We start from the raw sequence: 21,033 nt of genomic DNA, 5'->3' as shown, positions 1-21,033 counted from the left end.
CATGTGAGCAATGTCGCCAACTTCATTGGTATCAAGGAGAAAGTAATGACAACGCATCGCAGTGAGAAAGATTCCATGGGCGCTATCGACGTCCCCGCTGACAAACTCTGGGGCGCGCAAACCCAGCGTTCGTTAGAGCACTTTCGCATCTCGACCGAGAAAATGCCCGTCTCGCTGATCCACGCGCTGGCGCTCACCAAACGCGCCGCGGCGAAAGTTAACCAGGATTTAGGCCTGCTTCCCGCCGAAAAAGCGACGGCGATTATTCGTGCCGCCGACGAAGTGCTGGCCGATAAACACGTTGACGAATTTCCGCTCGCTATCTGGCAAACCGGCTCCGGCACCCAAAGCAACATGAACATGAATGAAGTGCTGGCAAACCGCGCGAGCGAACTGCTGGGCGGCGTGCGCGGTATGGAACGTAAAATTCACCCGAACGACGACGTGAACAAAAGCCAAAGTTCCAACGACGTGTTCCCGACGGCGATGCATGTGGCGGCGATCGTGGCCCTGCGTGAACATCTTATTCCGCAGCTGAATGTGTTGAAAAAAACGCTCGCCGATAAATCACAGGCGTTTAGCGATATCGTCAAAATTGGCCGTACGCATCTGCAGGACGCCACACCGCTGACGCTCGGGCAGGAGATTTCCGGCTGGGTGGCGATGCTGGAACATAATCTCAGACATATCGAAAACAGTCTTCCGCATCTGGCCGAGCTGGCATTAGGCGGGACGGCGGTGGGCACCGGTCTAAACACCCATCCAGAGTATGCTGTGCGCGTCGCCAAAGAGCTGGCGGAGATAACCCATCAGCCGTTTGTCACGGCGCCAAACAAATTTGAAGCGCTCGGCACCTGCGATGCCCTGGTTCACGCCCATGGCGCACTGAAAGGGCTGGCGGCATCCTTGATGAAAATCGCCAATGACGTGCGCTGGCTGGCATCGGGTCCGCGCTGCGGCATCGGTGAAATCAGCATTCCTGAAAACGAACCTGGCAGCTCCATCATGCCTGGGAAAGTGAACCCAACGCAGTGCGAAGCCCTGACTATGCTGTGTTGTCAGGTGATGGGAAACGACGTTGCGGTGAATATGGGCGGGGCGTCCGGTAACTTTGAGCTGAACGTTTACCGTCCGATGGTTATCCATAACTTCCTGCAGTCGGTGCGCCTGCTGGCGGACGGCATGGAGAGTTTCACTGCGCATTGCGCCGTCGGCATTGAGCCAAATCGTGAACGAATCAGTCAGCTGCTGAATGAATCGCTGATGCTGGTGACGGCGTTGAATACGCATATTGGTTACGATAAAGCAGCCGAAATAGCCAAAAAAGCGCATAAAGAGGGGCTGACTCTAAAAGCGTCTGCGCTGGCGTTGGGCTATCTTACCGACGCAGAATTCGATGCCTGGGTGCGTCCTGAAGAGATGGTCGGCAGCCTGAAATAATCACTCCGCCACATACAGGTGCAGCCGCGGAATAATCAACCGCAGCGGCTGTGCCTGAGGCTTATAACGATGCTGAATATTATCAGCATCGTAATTCAACAGTTCCCCAATATCGGGCACCATCGCACCTTGCTCCGTATCAAACAGCGCAATCATTGGCGTCGGGCAGGCATACTGCACCTGTTTTTGCTGACCGGCATACCAGACGCGGGCGATCGGTTGAACCTTCACTGGGCGTTTGATTTTGAGACGGGTGTCCGCCGGAAGGGCGGCGATATTTTCGTACTCCTCCTCGAGCCGTTCAATCCACTGTTCGCGAGACCACGGCGCCACGGTGCGCGGCGATTTCAGGCTTTTTTCCAGCAGCGAAAGCACGTCGTTGCGGGTGAAATTCTTAATAATGTGTTTATTCGCCCAGCCAAATCGCAGGGTTGCCGGTTGGCGCAACACCGTCAGCGAGCGATATGCGTTCAGCGTAATAAGCCCTGGCAACTGGCGATGGACCCATTCGAAACGCGCGGCGGGAGGTAACCCGGACTCTTCGGTGATGATTTTTTCAAACGCCATCTTGAGCGTATTAATATGCGCTATCTGACTTTCAATCTCTTCGCGCAACGCGCCATCGCATTGCAGGCAAATCACCCCCGGCAAGCGCACGGCGGCTTTACTGCTGCGTTTCTCCGACTGCTGGTGGATAAACAGATGACGGTAGTGGGCGAGCGTCAACGCCACGGCCTCTTGACCGATATGCTGTTCCACTTCAATGGTGTTTAGCTCGTCGTGCTCTGCACCTTTGGCAACGTCCGGCAATGTAAAAACGCGCGCGGCCAGCAGCCGACAGCCCTTTAAACGTTCAGTAAGAGTGACCAGTTCCAGCTCAATCTGGCGGAAAGTGGAATTCAACCGTTCGATAAGATCGTAAGTCGCCATAAGATACTCTCATTAGTTACAACATACTTTTTTATAACACAGTACGCCGGGTCAGGCAAAGGTGCGGTTGGTGTCCAGCAGGGCAAGGGAATGCTTATTGATCGCTGATGAATCATACGGTTTTTGTATATTTAGCGACACGTGCGGCCCCTCAGTTGATCCAGAGCAGGTTAAAAGTATGATGAATTATTAAAATCGTCACACGTTTTTCCTACTCCTTAATGATGAGAGGCAACTATTTTGTCCAGACCTGGCCGAATCGTCTGTGCGCTGCTGGCAGGTGCATCCTTCTTCTCGCAGGCCTCCGCACCTGATGAAATCACCACGGCATGGCCCGTCAACGTTGGACCGCTCAATCCGCATTTTTACACGCCCAATCAGATGTTTGCCCAAAGCATGGTGTATGAGCCGCTGGTGAAGTATCAGGCTGACGGAACGGTTACGCCGTGGCTGGCGGATAGTTGGAAAACCTCGGCGGATGGGAAGGTATGGATATTCACTCTGCGTGACGGTGTCACATTTTCCAACGGTGAGTCGTTTACAGCGCAGGCCGCAGCGGAGAATTTTCGCGCCGTACTCGACAACCGTAAGCGCCACGCCTGGCTTGAACTGACCAACCAAATCACCGACGTTAAGGCCCTGAGTCAGAACACGCTGCAAATCACGTTAAAAAGCGCCTATTACCCTTTTTTACAAGAACTCTCGCTGCCACGCCCTTTCCGGTTTATTGCTCCGTCACAGTTTAAAAATAATGAAACCCTGAATGGAATCAGTGCGCCGATCGGAACGGGGCCGTGGGTGCTGAAAGCGTCGAAACTGAATCAATACGATGTGCTGGTGCGTAACGAGCATTACTGGGGCGAAAAGCCACAGATTCGTCAGGTGACGGTTAACGTGATTCCCGATCCCACCACGCGCGCCGTGGCCTTTGAAACGGGCGATATCGATCTGCTGTATGGCAACGAAGGGCTGCTCCCGCTCGATACCTTCGCGCGCTTTAGCCAAAATCCTGCCATTCGCACCCAGCTTTCGCAGCCTATTGAAACGGTGATGCTGGCGCTCAATTCCACTCACGCGCCGACCGATGAACTCGCCGTGCGTGAGGCACTTAATTATGCGGTGAATAAAAAATCACTGATCGAAAATGCCCTGTACGGCACGCAACAGGTAGCGGACACGCTCTTTGCCCCGACGGTTCCGTACGCCAATATCGGCCTAAAGCCGCGTCAGTACGATCCGCAGCAGGCAAAAGTGTTGCTCGACAAAGCGGGCTGGGCACTCCCTCAAGGACAACAAATCCGTGAAAAAAACGGTAAGCCACTCCGAATTGAGCTGGCCTTTATTGGCACCGATGCGCTCAGTAAATCGATGGCGGAAATCATTCAGGCCGATATGCGTCAGGTTGGCGTCGAGGTGGCGCTGGTTGGGGAAGAAGAGAGCAGTATTTATGCGCGTCAGCGTGACGGCCGTTTTGGCATGATTTTCAACCGTACCTGGGGCGCACCTTACGATCCTCATGCCTTTATGAGCGCCATGCGCGTCCCGTCACACGCCGATTATCAGGCTCAGCGTGGCCTGGCGGACAAAGCGGTGATCGATAAAGAGATCGGCGAAGTGCTTTCCACCACGGACCAAACACAGCGCCAGTCGCTGTACCGCGATATCCTCACGCGCCTGCACAATGACGCCGTCTATCTGCCCATCAGCTATGTGTCGATGATGGTGGTGGCGAAACCTGAACTGGGCGTAATCCCGTTCGCCCCAATTGCATCAGAGATTCCCTTCGAGCACATACAACCGGTGAAACGCTGATGATCCGTTACATCTTGCGGCGTATCGTGCTGCTGATTCCGATGGTGCTGGCGGCCTCGGTAATTATCTTTCTGATGCTGCGCCTGGGAACAGGCGACCCGGCGCTGGACTATCTACGGCTGTCGAACTTACCCCCGACGCCGGAAATGGTCGCTTCAACTCGCGTGATGCTGGGTCTGGATCAACCGCTCGTCGTCCAGTACGGCACCTGGCTTTGGCAAGCACTGCATCTGGATTTTGGCATCTCGTATGCCACCCAGCGTCCGGTGTTGGATGATGTGCTGCATTTTCTGCCCGCGACGTTGCTGCTGGCGGGTGCGGCGCTGGTTTTGATTCTGCTCACGTCCGTGCCGCTGGGCATTTGGGCCGCGCGTCATCGCGATCGTTTGCCGGATTTCATCGTACGTGCGATTTCGTTTCTCGGCGTGTCGATGCCCAATTTCTGGCTCGCTTTTTTGCTGGTGATGTTTTTCTCAGTGCATCTCAAATGGCTACCCGCGATGGGCTACGGCGACTGGCAGCATCTGATTTTGCCTGCCGTGTCGATTGCGTTTATGTCGCTGGCGATTAACGCCCGTCTGCTGCGCGCCAGCATGTTGGATATCGCCGGACAGCGCCATGTCACCTGGGCCCGTCTGCGCGGATTAAGCGACAAACAGACCGAGCGCCGGCACATTTTGCGCAATGCCTCACTGCCGATGATTACTGCGGTCGGAATGCATATCGGCGAGCTGATTGGTGGAACGATGATTATCGAGAATATTTTTGCCTGGCCAGGTGTGGGGCGCTACGCCGTGTCGGCCATTTTTAACCGTGACTATCCGGTGATTCAGTGCTTTACGCTGATCATGGTGGCGGTGTTTGTCATCTGTAATCTGACGGTGGACGTGCTTAACGCGGCGCTCGACCCGCGTATTCGTCGTCATGAAGGAGCGCACTCGTGAGTTTCTTGCGCACGGCGCGATGGCCGGTTCGTCTGGCGATGATCATCATCGTGTTGCTCGCGGCTATCGCACTCACCAGCCAGTGGTGGTTGCCGTACGATCCGCTCGCCATTAATTTGCCCGCGCGTTTGCTGTCACCCGACAGCCAGCACTGGCTGGGGACCGATCATCTCGGGCGCGACATTTTCTCCCGTCTGCTCGCGGCAACACGCGTATCGCTGGGATCGGTGATGGCCTGTCTGTTGCTGGTGCTGGTGCTGGGCCTGACGATAGGCGGCGCGGCAGGGCTGTTGGGCGGGCGAGTCGATCAGTTGACCATGCGTGTGGCCGATATATTTATGACCTTTCCGACCTCCATTCTGTCATTTTTTCTGGTGGGCGTTCTGGGAACGGGGCTGACCAACGTCATTATCGCTATCGCGCTGTCGCACTGGGCCTGGTATGCGCGCATGGTCCGCAGTCTGGTTATTTCGCTGCGGCAGCGGGAATTTGTGCTGGCGTCGCGTCTTTCTGGGGCGGGGCACGTGCGTGTCTTTATCGATCATCTGACGGGTGCCGCGTTGCCGTCGCTGCTGGTGCTGGCGACGCTGGATATCGGACACATGATGCTGCATGTCGCCGGGATGTCGTTTTTAGGGCTGGGCGTGACGGCGCCTACCGCGGAATGGGGCGTCATGATTAACGATGCGCGCCAGTATATCTGGACTCAGCCGCTGCAAATGTTCTGGCCCGGTCTGGCGCTGTTCATCAGCGTGATGGCCTTTAATCTGGTGGGTGACGCGCTGCGCGATCACCTTGATCCTCATCTTGAGACGGAGCATGCCCACTGATGCCCCAGCAGATCGAATTACGCAATATAGTGATTGATGCGGACAAACCGCTGGTAAAGGGCGTATCGCTCACGCTTACGCGGGGGCGCGTGCTGGCGCTCGTGGGCGGCAGCGGCTGTGGTAAATCACTGACCTGCGCCGCCGCGCTCGGCGTGTTGCCTGCGGGCGTTCGCCAGACATCAGGCCAGGTGCTGGCTGAAGGTACACGGATTTCCCCGCAATCGCTGAGAGGGAAAACGGTCGCCACGATTATGCAAAACCCGCGCAGCGCGTTTAATCCGCTGCATTCCATGGCGACTCATGCGCGCGAGACGTGTCTGGCAGTGGGCCAGCCCGCTGATGACAACGCACTTCTCGCTGCTTTACGCGCCGTCGGGCTGGAAGATGTGCATCGCGTCTTAACGCTTTACCCTTTCGAGATGAGCGGCGGGATGTTGCAGCGAATGATGATCGCGATGGCCTTGCTGTGCGATGCCCCGTTTATTGTCGCCGATGAACCGACCACCGATCTGGATGCCGTCGCCCAGGCACGAATCCTGGATTTGCTGGATTCCATCATGCAAACGCGCGCCCCAGGAATGCTGCTGGTCACGCATGACATGGGCGTTGTGGCGCGTCTGGCGGATGACGTCGCGGTCATGGACCACGGTGTGATTGTGGAGCAGGGCGACGTTGAGGCCGTGTTTCATGCGCCGAAGCATCGCGTCACGCGCAATCTGGTGGCCGCACATCTGGCGCTTTATGGCATGGAGTTGGCATCATGACGTTACTTTCTGTCTCCGCGCTTTCACATGCGTATACGCCGTCACAGACGGTATTACGCGACGTGTCGATGAGCCTGGCATCCGGTGAAACCGTTGCGTTGCTTGGGCGCAGTGGATGTGGGAAAAGCACGCTGGCGCGTTTACTGGTGGGGCTGGAATCACCCCGTCAGGGCGAAGTGTTCTGGCAAGGGGAGTCTCTTGCGTGCCTCAGCCGGGCACAACAGAAAGCCTTTCGCCGCGATGTGCAGATGGTTTTCCAGGATTCAATCAGCGCCGTGAATCCGCGTAAAACGGTGTGCGACATTCTGCGTGAACCGATGCGTCATCTTCTGACGTTATCTAAAGCCGAACAACTGGCGCGTGCCAGGTCGTTGTTACAGGCGGTGGATTTGGACGACAGCCTTTTGTCTAAACGCCCGCCGCAGCTCAGCGGGGGACAGTTGCAGCGTGTTTGCCTGGCGCGTGCGCTTGCCGTTGAACCCAAACTGTTGATCCTTGATGAAGCCGTTTCCAATCTCGATCTGGTGCTTCAGGCGGGGGTGATTAGTCTGCTCAAAAAACTCCAGCAGCAGTTTGGCACCGCCTGCCTGTTTATTACCCATGATTTACGGCTAGTGGAGCGTTTTTGTCACCGCGTGATGGTCATGGATCAGGGGCAAATCGTTGAAACCCAAGCCGTGGGTGAGTCACTCACGTTTTCATCCGTTGCCGGAAGAATGCTGCAGAACGCGGTGCTTCCCGCTTATCCCGTGCGCCGTCGCGCGCCTCAAGAGACTGAAACCCGATGCAACGTGTCACCATAACGCTTGATGATGATCTCCTGGAGACGCTGGATAGCCTGAGCCAGCGCCGCGGATACAACAACCGCTCGGAAGCGATTCGCGATATTTTGCGCGGAGCGCTGGCGCAGGAAACCGCTCAGCAACACGGCACGCAAGGGTTTGCGGTGCTGTCTTACGTCTATGAACATGAAAAGCGCGATTTGGCGCGGCGTCTGGTGTCGACCCAACATCACCACCACGATTTGTCCGTCGCGACGCTGCATGTTCACGTCAGTCATGAAGATTGTCTGGAAATCGCGGTGTTAAAAGGCGATATGGGCGATATTCAGCATTTTGCTGATGATGTTATCGCCCAGCGCGGTGTGCGCCACGGTCACCTGCAGTGTCTGCCTGACGACGAATAGCCGGCATCAGACCGTGGCAGGCAGAGCAATGTGGTGATAGACCGGCCAGTTAAAGCAGAATTTCGCGCCGCCCAGATCGCTGACTTCGCAGCTGACGTGCCCGCCCATGGCCTGAGAGATCGAGTGGACAATCGCCAGGCCCAGTCCGCAGCCGCCAGTGGCACGGTCACGACTCGGGTCGAGACGCACGAAGGGTTCAAATACGCGATGGCGCTCTTCGGCCGCGATCCCTGGTCCATCGTCCTCGACAGATAAACTCGCCTCGCTGCCGTTCAGCTGTAAACGAATTCGCAGCCGGTTCTCGCTATAGCGCAGGGCGTTATTCACCAGATTGTCCAGCACGCGTTCCATCAGGCGTATATCCAGCGCGCCATAATCACCGGGATGATTGTCCAGTAGCAGCTCACGCTGCGGATTGACGCTCTGCACGTCCTCAACATAGCTGCTTATCCACGCCGAAAAATCTGGTGTGCTGAGTTTGAGTTCGTTTTGCGGACGATCCAGACGGGCGTAGGTCAGTAGCTCTTCGATCAGCGCTTCGAGCTGGCCGATATCGCGATTAAGCGCCACCAACTCAGCAGCGGTCAGGTTTTCACTCATCTCCAGACGATAGCGCAGGCGCACCAGCGGCGTACGTAGTTCATGCGCGATGCCGTCAATAAGCGCCTTTTTACTGGCAATCAGGGCGTTAATATTATCCGCCATCTGGTTGAAGGCGACGCCCAGCCGTTCAAAGCTGGAGGCGCTGTCGAAATGTATGCGTTCCGTCAGATGCCCCTCGCCAAAGCGCTGCGCAGCAGCCTCCAGCCGCAGCATGTCCTGCCAGTGCGGACGCATCCAGATAAACACCGGAAAGGCCAGTGAAATGGCGATAAAGGCCATCAACGCCATGTCCAGCAGTCGCATCTGATGTAAAAAATAGAGATACGGAACTGGGCCGACAGCCAGTACGTAATGGCTGCGCGGGATTCGCTGGATAAAGGTGTACTGGTCGTCCAGCGCCACAATATCGCCTTCGCGCAGGCGCTGAGCGGTGGGGGCATCCAGACTGTAATTTTTAAGCGGTTCGATGCGCATATTAAACGACAGATTCAGATCCAGCTCTTTCAGCGTGCGCGCCCAGTCGTGCGGCGGAATTTCACGTAATTCGCTGCGCATTAAATAAAGCGAGCTTTTCATCAGGTCATCCAGAGACTGTTTGCCTGCGCGTTCGGCGGTGAATTTATAGACCAGCCCGACCAGCATGGTCATCACCAGAAAACAGACAAACAGCAAAAGATAAAACTGCACAAACAGCTTTTTCATGAAATCACACCATTAATACAATGAGTTAGCTAAACTTCTTTACGGCCAGAGGTACTATGGGGGCAGTGTTGTATTCGTCTGTGCGCTTGTTGAGGAACGCAGTCTTATCGCCGTTCAAAGCATGTATCCAGGCAGAATCAACGCAATAAACTCTCTGTGCATTTTTATGTCCCATTTGAGTTGCTATGAAAGCAGGGTTTGCTCCGGCTGACAACATCCAACATGCAAACGTATGACCCTGGCCTGTTCCACGCTGATTAACACACCGCGATGTCAGTAATGCCTTCATTCGCCACATGTAGACATCCTCTTTAAGAAGCATTTTCCGAAGAACAGATCATCAGTCTCCTTCGCGAGGCCGAAACTGGGGGGGCTGCCTGAGAGCATGCTATCTCAGTCGCAATCTTTATACCCGGCGCAAGAAATTTGGCGGCATGAAGATTCCTAAGTGAAGCGGCTTGCTGAAATGTGTATCTCATGCTTTGAGCAGGTCACAACCACTAAATCTGAGAAAGAATGAATGCCATCAGCAATCAAACTTTGAGTCCCTGAAAATATACCTGTCACGAATCTTTATTAATAATACATTAAGCTAAAATTATACTGATTAATATGCTCTTGCAGCCATTATTAAAAGTCCATGATATCTATTATCATTTCTCATTAAAACATTAAAGTTCAAAGGTGAAAGCAGATTGAGGGTTATACTTGCGCAATCTCAATAACTTGTTAAAAATGATAAAATGAAATAGGTTATGATGAGTTTATTCTCATCAGGCATGGTTTTATTAAATAGTTGTTTAACCGGGGGGCTTAATAATGCATCTCGAACGACATAGTATCCAAAGCGTGGGATGGCTTAGGGCTGCTGTTCTAGGGGCTAATGATGGCATTGTTTCGACCGCGAGTCTTGTACTTGGCGTTGCTTCAGCGAATACTTCTTCATCGGGTATTCTACTTGCCGGGGTTGCAGGGCTTGTGGCAGGTGCAATGTCGATGGCAACAGGCGAGTATGTTTCTGTTTCTTCACAGGTTGATACTGAGAACGCAGCTCTTGCTCAGGAGAAAGGTGAGCTGGAAAATGATTTTCAAGGAGAGACACAGGAACTTACTTCTCTGTATATAAAACGCGGTCTCAATCCGACTCTGGCGCGTGAGGTTGCTGAGCAACTAATGGAGAAGGACGCTTTGGGGGCTCACGCTCGTGAAGAACTAGGATTAACGGATACTAATTCTGCGCAACCACTGCAAGCCGCTCTCTTCTCGGCAGTCAGTTTTTCTGCTGGGGCCATTTTACCCTTAATCGTTGCGTGGTTAGCGCCGCAAACGTATATTTCTACATTCATCATTCTTACCACGCTTTTTTCACTTGCAATTCTTGGTTATATTTCGTCGGTAGTTGGCAATGTATCTCCGGTAAAGGCCATAATAAGAATTACTTTCTGGAGTGCCATGGCAATGGGCTTATCGATTGGTGTTGGGCATTTCGCGGGTCAGAGTTTGATTTAAAAGCATGGAGCGAGAAGGGGGGTAAACGACCAGAGTGATTTGTTCTATTATTTAACCTTTGGTGAAGTTGAACTGATATTTAATTTGAATATTTTGAACAGTTCAAACATTTAGTCTGGACTCTGATAACAAATGGTGAGCGACAATTAATTTATATTTTTAGCTCTATCGCACTTCTTTGACTCGTCGTAGGCAGAGATGCCGTTCTCATGTTACTCATCAAACGGCATCCTGAGTTCTGTTACGAAAGATGTTTTTACTGGATGCTCTCCAGGTCTCTCGCAATATCGCGGCGGCGACCACTGTCAGCGATTTCACGCCCGGGACGATCTGGGGCTTTAAGTGCTTTGGTTAGGTAGCGCCTGGCTTCATCTGTTTTTTTCTCTTTAAGAAGATAATCACCGTAGAAGTAGTTAGGGTCTATACCATCCGGGTTAATGGCCAGCGCTTTTTTCAACATAGCGTCTGCTTTTTCTTTATCACCAAAGCCAATTGGCCAGCCGGGAACCTGGTAATACAGAGCGCCCAGACTGGTCCAGGCTGATCCCTGGAGGGCGGATGGGTCAATTTCAATCGCTTTTTCGAGGTTGCTGCGGGCTTCTTTAACAAGGCTTAGCGCGCCCAGACCGCCTTTAGCGCCAGCCCAGCTACTGTCGATGATGGCTGACCAAATCAAAAGTGGCGCGTTACTGTTTTTTTGTGCCTGACTGGCATGATGGGCTTTCTGGCTAACTGTACTGAAGCAGTTCTCTTTTTTGGCTTCCAGCGTTTGATACTGACAGATGGACCAGTCGTGTTGTAAATCCCCAAGTGTCGTATCCGCCAGTGCTGACGCGGGTGCCGCTGTAACAAGCAAGATTGCGTACAGGGTTTTCATTTGTTGTCTCCTCTGACCGATTTTCTGGCGAATTCCTGAATTACAGGCAATTTTTTGCCTAATGCTCCGTCGACGACGGTGGGAAACCAGGCATTAATCTTGACGAAAAGACGTTCCATCATGCCAAAGCGATAACATTTCTGTTCTTTTTCAAGAAGGCGTGCAAGTCGGGCAGCCACATACACTGGTGAATCAGTGTTATTACCGAGTTTCCGGTTCAGGGCATACACGTGGTCGTTGTTCAGTAAGGTTTCTGTTGCGCGTGGCGCGGCATACAGAACGGTAATACCACTGCCCTGTAATTCCCTGCTAAGGGCTTCGGAAAAACGGTGGGTCGCAGCCTTGGTCGCACTATAGACACTCCATGCTGGATGGCCTATTTCACCAAAAATTGAACCAATATTAAGCACGATACCCGGTGTATTCATTTTATCGAGTAAGGCCCGGGTCAGTAGGGCTGGAATCTCGATATTGGTTCGGATCTGCTCACGAATATCATCAAATGATTGTTCTTCAAACAACGCAAAGCAACTGCTCCCAGCGTTGTTGATCAGGATATCCAGCCCACCATCCTTTAAAAACCTGGCGGCAAGCGCCGATATCTCTTCGTCAGAATAGCTACGCATCAGCGCGATATTGTGTCGCTCCGGGTAAGGGAGGGTATTTTGTAGAAGAGCCATTGCCTTTTCGTTGCGGCCCACGAGAAAGAGTCTCGCCCCTTTTTGTGCCAGTTCTCTGGCCAGCGCCTGACCGATTCCTCCGCTGGCACCGGTGAGCAGAACGGTTTTGTTAAGCAGATCCATATGCACTTTCTCCCAACTGATCAAGCATCTGCCCATAAAGATGATAAATACGGCGCGCGGTGTGGATAATGGCGTCCTGGTCACTCTTATCAGTGACTGAATCCATGAGGGATGCAAAGAATTGCAGATGGCCCTGATCGAGTTCTCCGTGAGAGCGCAGGTAGGTTGTTGCCTGTTGAGGTAGGGCCAGCGTATTCTCCAGTTGAGCCGCAACAGCTGTTGCAATTGCCACGCTGGTACCTTCCAGCACGAGCACCATACCAAATATGCTCATCGGATTTACCCGCTCGATACGGTAGTAAAGATAAGCAATCATCATTTCGATGGGCAGGCCCGGCATACCCTCTCTAACTGCCTCAGGATTACCACCACATGCTCGAATATCATTGAGGATCCATTCCTGATGCCCATATTCTTCATCAATATATTCAGCTATTGCTCCGCGCACTGCTTCGTGCGTTGAAGGAAGCCGACCGCCAGCACACATCAGCAGTGGAACGGTATGGCTGACGTGATAATAAGCTTGCGTCAAAAATGCTATATACATCTCCGGCGAGATATCGCCTGTTTTACACCGGGCGATAGCAGGGGACGAAAGTAAATGTTGACGTTCAACAGCGGTCTGATCCTGTAATTCTTGATAAAAGCTCATGCGTCTTCCTCCTCACTGCAGGTGAGAATATTTTCTTTTAGGGACTGCCAGATGGCGCTCCGTTTAGGGCGACCATTAGCGGTAATCATTTCGGGAGAAGATATTTCGGACGTGAATAGTAGTCGATGAAATTGGGCGTAGTCAGGCAAGTGTGCGCAAACCCCCATAAGCTGCTCACGCGCCAGATCCTGCTGTCCTTCAAAAGCATCTACGAGAGCAACGTTACCTTTCAAACCGTCACCGAAAATCACATCTGATAACCCATAACCTTCAAAAACGGGTAAACCTGTATGTGTTGCCATCTCCATTAATGGCGCAGGGACCTTTCCTCCACCAACGGCGACAAAGCTCAGGGAACGGGTACTGTCAGGAACCGTCTGGTGCAGATGTAGTAACACCCGCAATATTTCTGGTACCAGAACAAGACTTTGCGGACCCCATCTCATCAAAGCCTGTAAAAATTTTCTGGGGTTAAACTGGCTGGAACCTTCAAAACCTGTACTGGCCGAGGGCAATATCACTGTCTGTGCACCCAGCAGTAACGGGATATAGATACCGCACAAGTTTTCCAGCAGGATGCTGAGTGGAAGGCTGACAAGATGCCTTTCCGGTCTGAACATATTCAGAGCATCAGCCAGCGTTTTTGCTGTCCAGAACCGAACGACATAGATCCTGACTTGGCTAATGTGCATAACCTAACAGGGAACCACGCCGCGTTATGGCAATGCATCCGCAGCCGTAAGGCCAAAGGGGAGCCGTGCAACCGATCGGTACTGCGCGACGATATGATCGCGATGGTTGGCGAGAACGGCCGGAAAGGATTCACCCGCTGGCTGGAAAAGCTGGCGCGTGACGAGCTAATTGAAGTGGACGACGCCGGAGAAGTAACAATTCTCGGAAGGGGGTAAAAGTGCGCGGAAGAATAATCTATGCTCTGATAAATTTCCTGTTATGGATAGCATTTTTAGATTAAGAGTTGGCGTGATTAAGGAGTAATAAAGCTTTAGCATTAACATAATTAAGGATGAAAATGGCTGTTCCCGCATATATTTGGCTTTATAACTCCACCGGAACCCTGATTCAGGGAAGTAGTAACGTCCTGTTACGCGAGGGCGCTATTGAAATGCAAAGTTTCAATCATGGTGTGCATATCCCTTACGACCATACTTTTGGAAAACTAACCGGTACGCGCGTCCATGACCAGTTAAGTTTTACCAAAGAACTGGATAAAGCCACGCCATACCTGAATCGTGCAGTTTGCCAGGGGGAGACACTCCAACAAGGAATCATTAAGTGGTATCGGATTAATGACGCGGGTGTAGAGGAGGAATTCATGCACATCATTCTGAAAAACGTCAAAGTGGTGGCCGTCACGCCAGTGATGCACAATTTTAAAAATACTGGCGGTCAAATGAACAACCCGACTGAATCCGTTTCGCTGGCGTATGAAAGCATTACCTGGTTATATCTCGACGGGAATATTTCTTACACAGACTCATGGAATCAGCGAGTGGTGGCCTGATGATCAGTTGCCGGGTTGATTTTAACCATCTTTACGATGAGGGCCGCGTGGCCCGTTTGGATGTTGGCGGGGTAGGTTCATTTCCGGTGTTTTCTGGGCTGGGCGATCTCGCCAACAAACCGGAATGTTCGTACATGACAAATGCCACCGTCCCGCCAGGTAGTTACTGGATCGTAGATCGTCCGTCAGGTGGATTATTTTCTCACAGCCAGACATGGTTCAAACACGCGTTTACCGGAAATAACTATTACGACTGGTTTGCCCTGTTCCGCAAAGACGGCGTAGTGGATGACTACATGACCTTTGATGTTGACAGTTCGCATCACTATCAGCGAGGCCACTTCCGCCTGCATCCACCACGTCCGGATGGTTCAGGAATCAGTGAGGGCTGCATTACCTTCTTTCTTTCGCGTGATTTTTACATGGTACGAGCTGCTCTATTGAAAGCTCACCGGCACCGGATTCTGCAGGGGGATAAACTCTGGGCTTATGGTGATATTACGGTGATTGGTAATGCCTCAGGGAGTTGCGATGTCACGCTCCGCTAAGTGGTCGTTACGCCTGCTGATGTTTCTGACTATCACGTTTGCGCTGATGCTCTCAGGGGTATTTGATCCACTGACCGACAGCCTGAAATATACCGTCACGGATCTCATGAATTACATCCCGACAGAAAAACCGGAGCCTTACCCTGATCGTGTAGAGGATAACTATTTTACGATGTACATCATGTTTAATGCGTTTGCGGCAGCTTTTGCAGCGCTCATCGGGGAAAAAGTAATCTGGCTGGTTAGAAATAAATGAGGTAGCGAGGCGATCATTATGCCGCTTTGAAAAAATTAGAATAGTGCTGTTAAGTGTCTTACTAGCCCGGCCCATTATGAAGGATGTGCTACTTTCAAGTTTTGGACTACTGGACAGAAAAAATATCCCTATAAAACTCAACCGCCCGGCATTCTGATGGGTATTTTTTCGAGAAATAACATTAGAGAGTCGGGGGTGTTCTTTTGTAACCTCTAAAGGTGGTGGAACAATGAATTATAAAGAATTGGAATGGTCTAGGAAATTTTACGATATAAAAAAATTTGCTCAAGTTCTGAACGTTGGCGAATATTCCCGCGCACTGGAAAAAGAGGCGATAGTGCAGGTTGATTCGCATGGTTACCTTGTGGATTCGTTCACAGGAATGTCGCTGACAGCAGATGCAGAGCAATTGAGTTTACTTATTGCACATATGGAACGCTTAATGAGTGAAGTAAATAAAAAATACCGCGAGGTAATGTAAATTAATCGTTCGGTATTGTTTGTTTCTGTTTTGGAAATTAGTAAGTTATTTACTATTGCTTTGGAATGCATATCTTAAATAGTGGCACTCAGACGTGAGCGGCCACCCAAGGCCGTTTAACACCCTGCGCGATGCCGGGAAATTCTTCACCTCAAGAACTGTTATTCGGCCTGCCCTTCCTCTCCGCGCTGGTTTCACGTCTTAATTTTTTTTCTTTACGAGAAACCACATGAAAAAATTAATTGAATTACGTCGTAAAAAATCCGAACTCGCAGCGCAGCTCCGCACCATTCTGGAAAAAGCTGACGCCGAAAACCGCAGCCTTAACACCGAAGAACGCACGCAATTTGACGACCTGAAAAAACAGGCCGAAGAACAGCGCCAATTGCCTTTGGTGACTTCAAGCGCGGTTATTACATCGTTGACCATGAAACGGGTGTACGTACCCGCCCGGACAATATCACCGAGCCGGGATTTTATAAGGTCTATTCCGCCAAATATCTGGGCGGTGGTGTGGTGGATTTCAGCGCCATTAAATTGCTCGAAATGGCGCCGGGTGCCTCCAGCTAAAAAAATACCTGAGGGCTACGGCCCCTTTTTTGTTTGCACCAAATGGTGAGCATATGAATAAAGATTTTGAGATCCGATCCGCCGCCGTCAGCGTGGAAGAAAATAAGTTGGTGGGTTATGTCGTCCCATGGAACAGCCGTTCACAACTGATATGGGGGGAATTTTACGAGGTATTCGCCCCGTATGTTTTCAAAGACAGCCTGGCGACCGGCAGCGACGTTCGCGCGCTGTATGAACATGATTACCGTGGGCTGCTGGGCCGTGGTGATATTTCTGGAATGTCGTTTGGATTCCGCGCCACGAAAGAAGCATGGGATTTTAAACAGGATCCATGCGTGCGCACCGTCACCGCCTCAGAGCTGCTGGAGATAACGTTTACCGCAACACCGGCGTACACCGAAAGCGATGTGGAGAACGGCTGCGCAGCGAGGATATAACCATCGCTAGCAGGTGTATCGCGCGAAATACCTACGGGCTAACCCGCTGTGTGTAATTTGCTTGCGTGAGGGGAAATTTACCCCGGCAACAGTGGTGGACCATATCACCCCAATCAGTGGGCAATCCGATCCATTGTTCTGGAAGCCAACCAATCACCAGCCATTGTGTCACGACTGCCACAACTGGAAGACCGGAGTGATAGACCGACGCGGATATGGTGCAAAGGCGTGAGCTATAGCGGGATGAAGGTGGCAAGGTTGTTCAGATCCTTAACGTGCTGACCACCAACTAAACGCCACCAGAGGCAGCAGGATGAGGGCGACATGACCACCGACCCACACCAAGGGCAGGGAGGCGCGACCCGCTCAGGGGCCGCCTGAGCGGGTGGGGTGGCTCGAGCTGGAGTCGCTTGCCTCCAGACCGCCCGCCCCTCGAATTTTTACGCACGCCAATTTTTTTAATTTGCAGTAAGTTTTTAAAATGAGGTTTCAAAATATGGCAAGACCACCAAAACCGCCCGCATATCTGAATGAGATAGCCGCCCAGCAATGGAAACTCAAATCAAAGCAACTTGCCGAACGTGACGATCTGACCGCTGCCGACTGGAGCAACCTCGAACTGTATTGCGTGAATTATTCGCTATACCGGAAAGCCGTTGAAGATATTGCCCTGCGCGGATTTTCGGTTGAAGGTTCGCGGGGGGCAACAACGAGCAGTCCGGCATTAAAAGCAAAATCAGATGCAGAGCGCATCATCATCAAAATGTCCAGTTTGCTGGGGTTCGACCCGGTATCACGCCGCCGTAATCCGCCAGAAAAAGACGAGAATGACGGCTTTGACGACGTGTAAGGCAGGCTCACATGCAGGTAATACACGCCTGGCACCAGTACGTGATCGACGTGAAAGAGGGGAAAATACCCGCCTGTGATGCCCTGAAACGAGCCGTTGAACGGTATTTTGCAGACCTTACCAGCCCCGTTTACGTGTTCGACCATGCAGCCGTTGAGCGTTTTATAAAATTTTCTGAATATTGCCGCACGTAAAGGGGCCGTTACGCGGGAAGCCCATAAATCTGGAGCCATGGCAGCAATTCGCCTTTGCCAACATTATGGGGATAAAGTTGAGGTCATTGGCCGAAATACGTTTGGCATCAATTATCATTCCGTCGCCAAAGCTAGCTAAGGTTTGTAAGTCCAATACTGTCAACATTTTATACTCCTAGTTAATTTTAAGTGGGAATTCATTAGGAAAAGAAGCGTGTAATTGGATTAGTTCATTGGTCCAAGCCAACATAAGGCAAAGGCCTAAATTCCGCACGCCCCATTTCCTGGATTCATTTCCAGCATAACCGTTATAAAGGCTATTCATTCTGCTTTCATATTCTTCCTCAAAACTCGCGTCAGCATCTAAATGTAAACTTAAATCTATATCTCTCCCGCAGCGTTTTTTGATGAAACGTAAAAGAGATTTTTTTTCAATTGCATTATGGATGTCATCAATAGTTATGTCGTTATGTTTTCCAGAATCTATCAATGAATTGAGGTGAAAAATTAGCAAGGTTAAATAAGTTAATTTCATTAAACACTCCTGCGATTTATACAAAATATCTTTTAAACTACCTATGAGAGGCGTGTATTGCAATGTGTATTGCTTTCGAAAACAGCTTGCCTCACAAAATGTAATTTTTCCCTTATGGCGTAATAGGTTAAAAAGTACTTGCAATAGATACCATGAACTTATCGCAAATGCCGGATATTTTCTTATCGGGTTTCATGCTCTTGCTGCGTTATTCCATCATTACATTGAGCGCGACAACACGCTTGAGAGAATGTTACCGCTGTTAAATCGACAGAAATGAAATTAAGACTTCTTTACTGTGAACCTGTTTTTTATTAAAAAATGAACTCCATGCCGAACACTTGCGTTATTATCAATAACAACCTCAATATACAAATAAAAATAGTTCGTTGCTGCAAGCTTTGTGGTGTGGTGGAGAAGAAAAAGACCCGATTTCATCACCTCGATTGCAGCACTGAACAGACAGGAACTGACCAGACAGGCTATGGATTCAGGAATTAAGGCGCAGGTTATTTCTCAGTTAGCTACCCCATGAGCGATGACAAAAAAGTAGCCTGCGACATGCAGGCTACTTAATTTTATCTAACGACCAGCACAGGGCATTTGGCATGTCGTACAACTGCTGCAGCATTTGAACCTAACAGATACGTTGATATATCAGGTTTATGGGATGCAATTATAATTAAATCAGCACTTACCATTTCAGCGAGTTTAAGAATTTGATCCTTCGGTGAACCCGTTACGGCATGAGTCTGTATTTTGTCTGCAGGGATTTTGAATTGCTTCACAATTTCATCCAGTTTTGATAAGGCCGCATGCTGGAATTCTTTCATCTTCGGCATTTCTACTGAGTAGGCTAAACCTAAAGATGAATAATAAGGTTGCGAAGGAATAACAGTAAGAAAATGGACTTTTGCCGTGTTAAGAGCTGTATGCGCCTGAACATATGGAATGACCATGTGTGTCAGGTCATCCTCGGAAATGTCAATTGGAACCAAAATTGTGTTGTACATTTGATCCTCCTACGTGTTTTGCCCCATTAAGGTTAGGCTGATAATTCCTGGAAAACAGAGAGCTGGATGCCATAATGGGTAAAAGTTTATTCTGCCAATATGGGTATTGTCGAACTTGGATTTACACCGGTGTTATCGTCAGGGGTTAAAATCTCTCAACTATGAAATAGTTAATTGAATTAAGATCGTTTTGAATGAATATATCATCATGCGTTAACGATAATTATTATCAAAAAATTAAATTTTAAAATGCGAAAAATCCTCACATTTATGGCAGTGATATTGCTGAGGTTTTTTTGTTTAGTATTGAACACGTTACCCAAATATCTATTGAGTAAAATAATCTAACGATACGCAATGAAGAGGTATTTTAAAATTCTCGCTTTGGAGCGTCACAGCACGCTCTTTTTTTCTACACCACATCCGCAGCCTGGTGCGGTGAGAGCCTGTCACATATCGACAAACTAACCCCGGGTGTTGCTTATGGGACATCAGCCGGGCACGCCTGATGCTGGATGTTAACGATGCCCGATTGCAGCCCATCCCGATGGGCTGCAATCGGGGTAACTGGCAGTATTCTATGCGCTGGGACCAGTCATATCATCGCGCAATCTCCCGGTTGTGTTTTTGCCTTTCATCTCTGCGCTTCATGGGAGCCTGAGATGCTCAACCAGATAATCAATCAATACGCGCTGGGCCTGAGGCATTTTTTTATGTGAAAGATAAACCGCGCTTACAGACAACCTGTCGAGCTCATATTCCGGCAGCAGCGCAACCAGCCTCCCCGCCGCGAGCTCCTGCTCTACGGCATACAGAGGCAGCATGGCTACACCCGCCCCCAACTTTGTCGCCTTAAAAAGGATCGCAGCCTCGTTGGTACTGATGCTGCCCGTTACCGGCAGGTTGACAATGTCGCTCTCTTTATGGAACCGCCACGCGCTCTGGCCGAAGTAGGTATAGGTAAGACAGTTGTGATGTTTCAGGTCACTCAGACTGCCCGGTGTGCCGTGTTTGTCCAGGTACGCGCGGCTGGCGCATATTACGGAAGAGCAGTACCCGAGGTTGCGGGCATAAAGGTTAGGTGCAAGTGTGCTTGAAGTGCGGATAGCCAGATCGATACCTTCCTCGACCAGGTCAACGGTTCTGTCCATGATTTGCAGATCAACCTGTATTTCCGGATAGGCAATAAGGAAGTCAACAAGCAGCTCCGTAAGGCAAAACTCTGCAAAAATGGAATTGGAGGTGATCTTAAGTTTGCCCTTGGGCACAGGAACACTGCCGGGTCCCATGGCTGCAAGCCCATCCGTCAGAATCCGAATGTCCTGACACAGCAAAAGTGCCTGTTCACCGGCTACTGTTAGGCTGAGCCTGCGCGTTGTCCGGTGAAGCAGGCGCGATCCTGTCCACTCCTCCATCAGGTTTATGTAGCGCGAGGCCATAGCCCGCGATAAGCCCAGATGTTCCGCCGCCGCTGAGATGCTGCCGCGTTTGACCGTTTCCGAAAACACTTCCATCGCCGTAACTCTGTCCATTCGTTCACCTCATGCAACAATGTGTCTACTGTATGCCTGTTTT

26 protein-coding genes and 3 pseudogenes are annotated in these 21,033 nt (G+C 50.9%); 19 read left to right on the top strand and 10 right to left on the bottom strand.

Annotated elements, in window-relative coordinates; all coding sequences use genetic code 11:
• Positions 1-45 precede the first annotated feature (45 nt).
• A complete protein-coding gene (fumC, locus tag ACKI5T_RS00710) occupies positions 46-1,440 on the top strand; it encodes a class II fumarate hydratase (RefSeq protein WP_407434884.1) in 1,395 nt (464 codons plus the stop codon).
• Here the strand turns inward: fumC and tus are convergent, their stop codons facing one another.
• A complete protein-coding gene (gene tus / locus ACKI5T_RS00705) occupies positions 1,441-2,370 on the bottom strand; it encodes a DNA replication terminus site-binding protein (protein ID WP_407434882.1) in 930 nt (309 codons plus the stop codon).
• 240 nt (positions 2,371-2,610) lie between these two features.
• Here tus and nikA point away from each other — a divergent pair, with 240 nt between their 5' ends.
• From nikA to nikR, 6 genes are read left to right on the top strand one after another with little or no spacing between them, the layout of a single operon-like run.
• Positions 2,611-4,182, top strand: coding sequence for a nickel ABC transporter substrate-binding protein (gene nikA, locus ACKI5T_RS00700; protein ID WP_407434880.1), 1,572 nt, complete (start codon positions 2,611-2,613; stop codon positions 4,180-4,182).
• Entirely contained in the window at positions 4,182-5,126 is a 945-nt protein-coding gene (gene nikB, locus ACKI5T_RS00695) for a nickel ABC transporter permease subunit NikB (RefSeq protein WP_407434878.1), read from the top strand. The genes nikA and nikB overlap by 1 nt, the downstream gene beginning before the upstream one ends.
• Positions 5,127-5,164: 38 nt before the next feature.
• Positions 5,165-5,956, top strand: a complete 792-nt coding sequence (gene nikC / locus ACKI5T_RS00690) for a nickel ABC transporter permease subunit NikC (RefSeq protein ID WP_407435128.1) — start codon at positions 5,165-5,167, stop codon at positions 5,954-5,956.
• Positions 5,956-6,720: a nickel import ATP-binding protein NikD gene (gene nikD, locus ACKI5T_RS00685; protein ID WP_407434877.1), complete on the top strand. Its 765-nt coding sequence runs from the start codon at positions 5,956-5,958 to the stop codon at positions 6,718-6,720. The genes nikC and nikD overlap by 1 nt, the downstream gene beginning before the upstream one ends.
• On the top strand, positions 6,717-7,523 hold the full coding sequence (nikE, locus tag ACKI5T_RS00680) for a nickel import ATP-binding protein NikE (protein ID WP_407434875.1): 807 nt from the start codon (positions 6,717-6,719) through the stop codon (positions 7,521-7,523). The genes nikD and nikE overlap by 4 nt, the downstream gene beginning before the upstream one ends.
• On the top strand, positions 7,505-7,906 hold the full coding sequence (gene nikR, locus ACKI5T_RS00675) for a nickel-responsive transcriptional regulator NikR (protein WP_012017233.1): 402 nt from the start codon (positions 7,505-7,507) through the stop codon (positions 7,904-7,906). Before nikE ends, nikR begins: the two co-directional genes overlap by 19 nt.
• A 6-nt stretch (positions 7,907-7,912) precedes the next feature.
• Here the strand turns inward: nikR and rstB are convergent, their stop codons facing one another.
• Both rstB and ACKI5T_RS00665 read right to left on the bottom strand, forming a co-directional pair.
• Positions 7,913-9,211, bottom strand: a complete 1,299-nt coding sequence (gene rstB / locus ACKI5T_RS00670) for a two-component system sensor histidine kinase RstB (RefSeq protein ID WP_407434873.1) — start codon at positions 9,209-9,211, stop codon at positions 7,913-7,915.
• A 25-nt stretch (positions 9,212-9,236) separates the two neighbouring features.
• Positions 9,237-9,446, bottom strand: a pseudogene (locus ACKI5T_RS00665) (site-specific integrase); the annotation flags it as partial.
• A gap of 584 nt (positions 9,447-10,030) precedes the next feature.
• On the opposite strand from ACKI5T_RS00665, the gene ACKI5T_RS00660 reads away from it, so the two are divergent.
• On the top strand, positions 10,031-10,720 hold the full coding sequence (locus ACKI5T_RS00660) for a VIT family protein (RefSeq protein WP_407434871.1): 690 nt from the start codon (positions 10,031-10,033) through the stop codon (positions 10,718-10,720).
• A gap of 256 nt (positions 10,721-10,976) precedes the next feature.
• Here the strand turns inward: ACKI5T_RS00660 and ACKI5T_RS00655 are convergent, their stop codons facing one another.
• Genes ACKI5T_RS00655 through ACKI5T_RS00640 form a run of 4 tightly spaced genes read right to left on the bottom strand, consistent with a single transcriptional unit; the run spans position 10,977 to position 13,744 of the window.
• Complete coding sequence (locus ACKI5T_RS00655) at positions 10,977-11,597, bottom strand: tetratricopeptide repeat protein (protein WP_407434869.1); 621 nt, start codon at positions 11,595-11,597, stop codon at positions 10,977-10,979.
• Entirely contained in the window at positions 11,594-12,400 is an 807-nt protein-coding gene (locus ACKI5T_RS00650; RefSeq protein WP_407434867.1) for an SDR family oxidoreductase, read from the bottom strand. Before ACKI5T_RS00650 ends, ACKI5T_RS00655 begins: the two co-directional genes overlap by 4 nt.
• Positions 12,387-13,052 carry a TenA family transcriptional regulator gene (locus ACKI5T_RS00645; RefSeq protein ID WP_407434865.1) on the bottom strand — a complete coding sequence of 222 codons (666 nt, stop codon included), beginning with the start codon at positions 13,050-13,052 and terminating at the stop codon, positions 12,387-12,389. The genes ACKI5T_RS00650 and ACKI5T_RS00645 overlap by 14 nt, the downstream gene beginning before the upstream one ends.
• Positions 13,049-13,744, bottom strand: a complete 696-nt coding sequence (locus ACKI5T_RS00640; RefSeq protein WP_407434863.1) for an AMP-binding protein — start codon at positions 13,742-13,744, stop codon at positions 13,049-13,051. Before ACKI5T_RS00640 ends, ACKI5T_RS00645 begins: the two co-directional genes overlap by 4 nt.
• On the opposite strand from ACKI5T_RS00640, the gene ACKI5T_RS00635 reads away from it, so the two are divergent.
• The 10 genes and pseudogenes from ACKI5T_RS00635 to ACKI5T_RS00590 all read left to right on the top strand — a co-directional run.
• Positions 13,739-13,960 carry a hypothetical protein gene (locus ACKI5T_RS00635; RefSeq protein WP_407434862.1) on the top strand — a complete coding sequence of 74 codons (222 nt, stop codon included), beginning with the start codon at positions 13,739-13,741 and terminating at the stop codon, positions 13,958-13,960. The genes ACKI5T_RS00640 and ACKI5T_RS00635 overlap by 6 nt on opposite strands.
• Positions 13,961-14,082: 122 nt before the next feature.
• Entirely contained in the window at positions 14,083-14,574 is a 492-nt protein-coding gene (locus ACKI5T_RS00630; protein ID WP_407434860.1) for an Hcp family type VI secretion system effector, read from the top strand.
• Positions 14,574-15,122, top strand: coding sequence for a DUF2778 domain-containing protein (locus ACKI5T_RS00625; RefSeq protein WP_407434858.1), 549 nt, complete (start codon positions 14,574-14,576; stop codon positions 15,120-15,122). Before ACKI5T_RS00630 ends, ACKI5T_RS00625 begins: the two co-directional genes overlap by 1 nt.
• Positions 15,106-15,378, top strand: coding sequence for a hypothetical protein (locus tag ACKI5T_RS00620; protein ID WP_407434856.1), 273 nt, complete (start codon positions 15,106-15,108; stop codon positions 15,376-15,378). The genes ACKI5T_RS00625 and ACKI5T_RS00620 overlap by 17 nt, the downstream gene beginning before the upstream one ends.
• A 229-nt stretch (positions 15,379-15,607) precedes the next feature.
• A complete protein-coding gene (locus ACKI5T_RS00615; RefSeq protein WP_407434854.1) occupies positions 15,608-15,859 on the top strand; it encodes a hypothetical protein in 252 nt (83 codons plus the stop codon).
• A gap of 384 nt (positions 15,860-16,243) precedes the next feature.
• Positions 16,244-16,429: pseudogene (locus ACKI5T_RS00610) on the top strand (phage major capsid protein); the annotation flags it as partial.
• A 53-nt stretch (positions 16,430-16,482) separates the two neighbouring features.
• Positions 16,483-16,866, top strand: a complete 384-nt coding sequence (locus ACKI5T_RS00605; RefSeq protein WP_407434852.1) for an HK97 family phage prohead protease — start codon at positions 16,483-16,485, stop codon at positions 16,864-16,866.
• Between the two features lie 13 nt (positions 16,867-16,879).
• Complete coding sequence (locus ACKI5T_RS00600; protein WP_407434850.1) at positions 16,880-17,098, top strand: HNH endonuclease; 219 nt, start codon at positions 16,880-16,882, stop codon at positions 17,096-17,098.
• Between the two features lie 264 nt (positions 17,099-17,362).
• On the top strand, positions 17,363-17,716 hold the full coding sequence (locus ACKI5T_RS00595) for a phage terminase small subunit P27 family (protein ID WP_407434848.1): 354 nt from the start codon (positions 17,363-17,365) through the stop codon (positions 17,714-17,716).
• Between the two features lie 11 nt (positions 17,717-17,727).
• Positions 17,728-17,994, top strand: a pseudogene (locus ACKI5T_RS00590) (terminase large subunit); the annotation flags it as partial.
• A gap of 91 nt (positions 17,995-18,085) precedes the next feature.
• On the opposite strand, the gene ACKI5T_RS00585 reads toward ACKI5T_RS00590, so the two are convergent.
• Positions 18,086-18,445: a hypothetical protein gene (locus tag ACKI5T_RS00585; protein ID WP_407434846.1), complete on the bottom strand. Its 360-nt coding sequence runs from the start codon at positions 18,443-18,445 to the stop codon at positions 18,086-18,088.
• Between the two features lie 43 nt (positions 18,446-18,488).
• On the opposite strand from ACKI5T_RS00585, the gene ACKI5T_RS00580 reads away from it, so the two are divergent.
• Positions 18,489-18,725 (top strand): cytochrome b, encoded by a 237-nt coding sequence (locus tag ACKI5T_RS00580; RefSeq protein WP_407434844.1) that lies wholly within the window; start codon positions 18,489-18,491, stop codon positions 18,723-18,725.
• Positions 18,726-19,023: 298 nt separating this feature from the next.
• Here the strand turns inward: ACKI5T_RS00580 and uspF are convergent, their stop codons facing one another.
• Both uspF and ACKI5T_RS00570 read right to left on the bottom strand, forming a co-directional pair.
• Complete coding sequence (gene uspF / locus ACKI5T_RS00575; protein ID WP_059178076.1) at positions 19,024-19,458, bottom strand: universal stress protein UspF; 435 nt, start codon at positions 19,456-19,458, stop codon at positions 19,024-19,026.
• Between the two features lie 647 nt (positions 19,459-20,105).
• On the bottom strand, positions 20,106-20,990 hold the full coding sequence (locus ACKI5T_RS00570) for a LysR family transcriptional regulator (RefSeq protein ID WP_407434840.1): 885 nt from the start codon (positions 20,988-20,990) through the stop codon (positions 20,106-20,108).
• Positions 20,991-21,033: the final 43 nt, after the last annotated feature.

The sequence above is a fragment of the Lelliottia sp. genome, from assembly GCF_045627565.1.
Classification (GTDB): Bacteria; Pseudomonadota; Gammaproteobacteria; order Enterobacterales; family Enterobacteriaceae; genus Enterobacter.
Note: the sequence above shows the minus strand (reverse complement) of the source record. Positions and strands in the feature narration are given on the sequence as shown.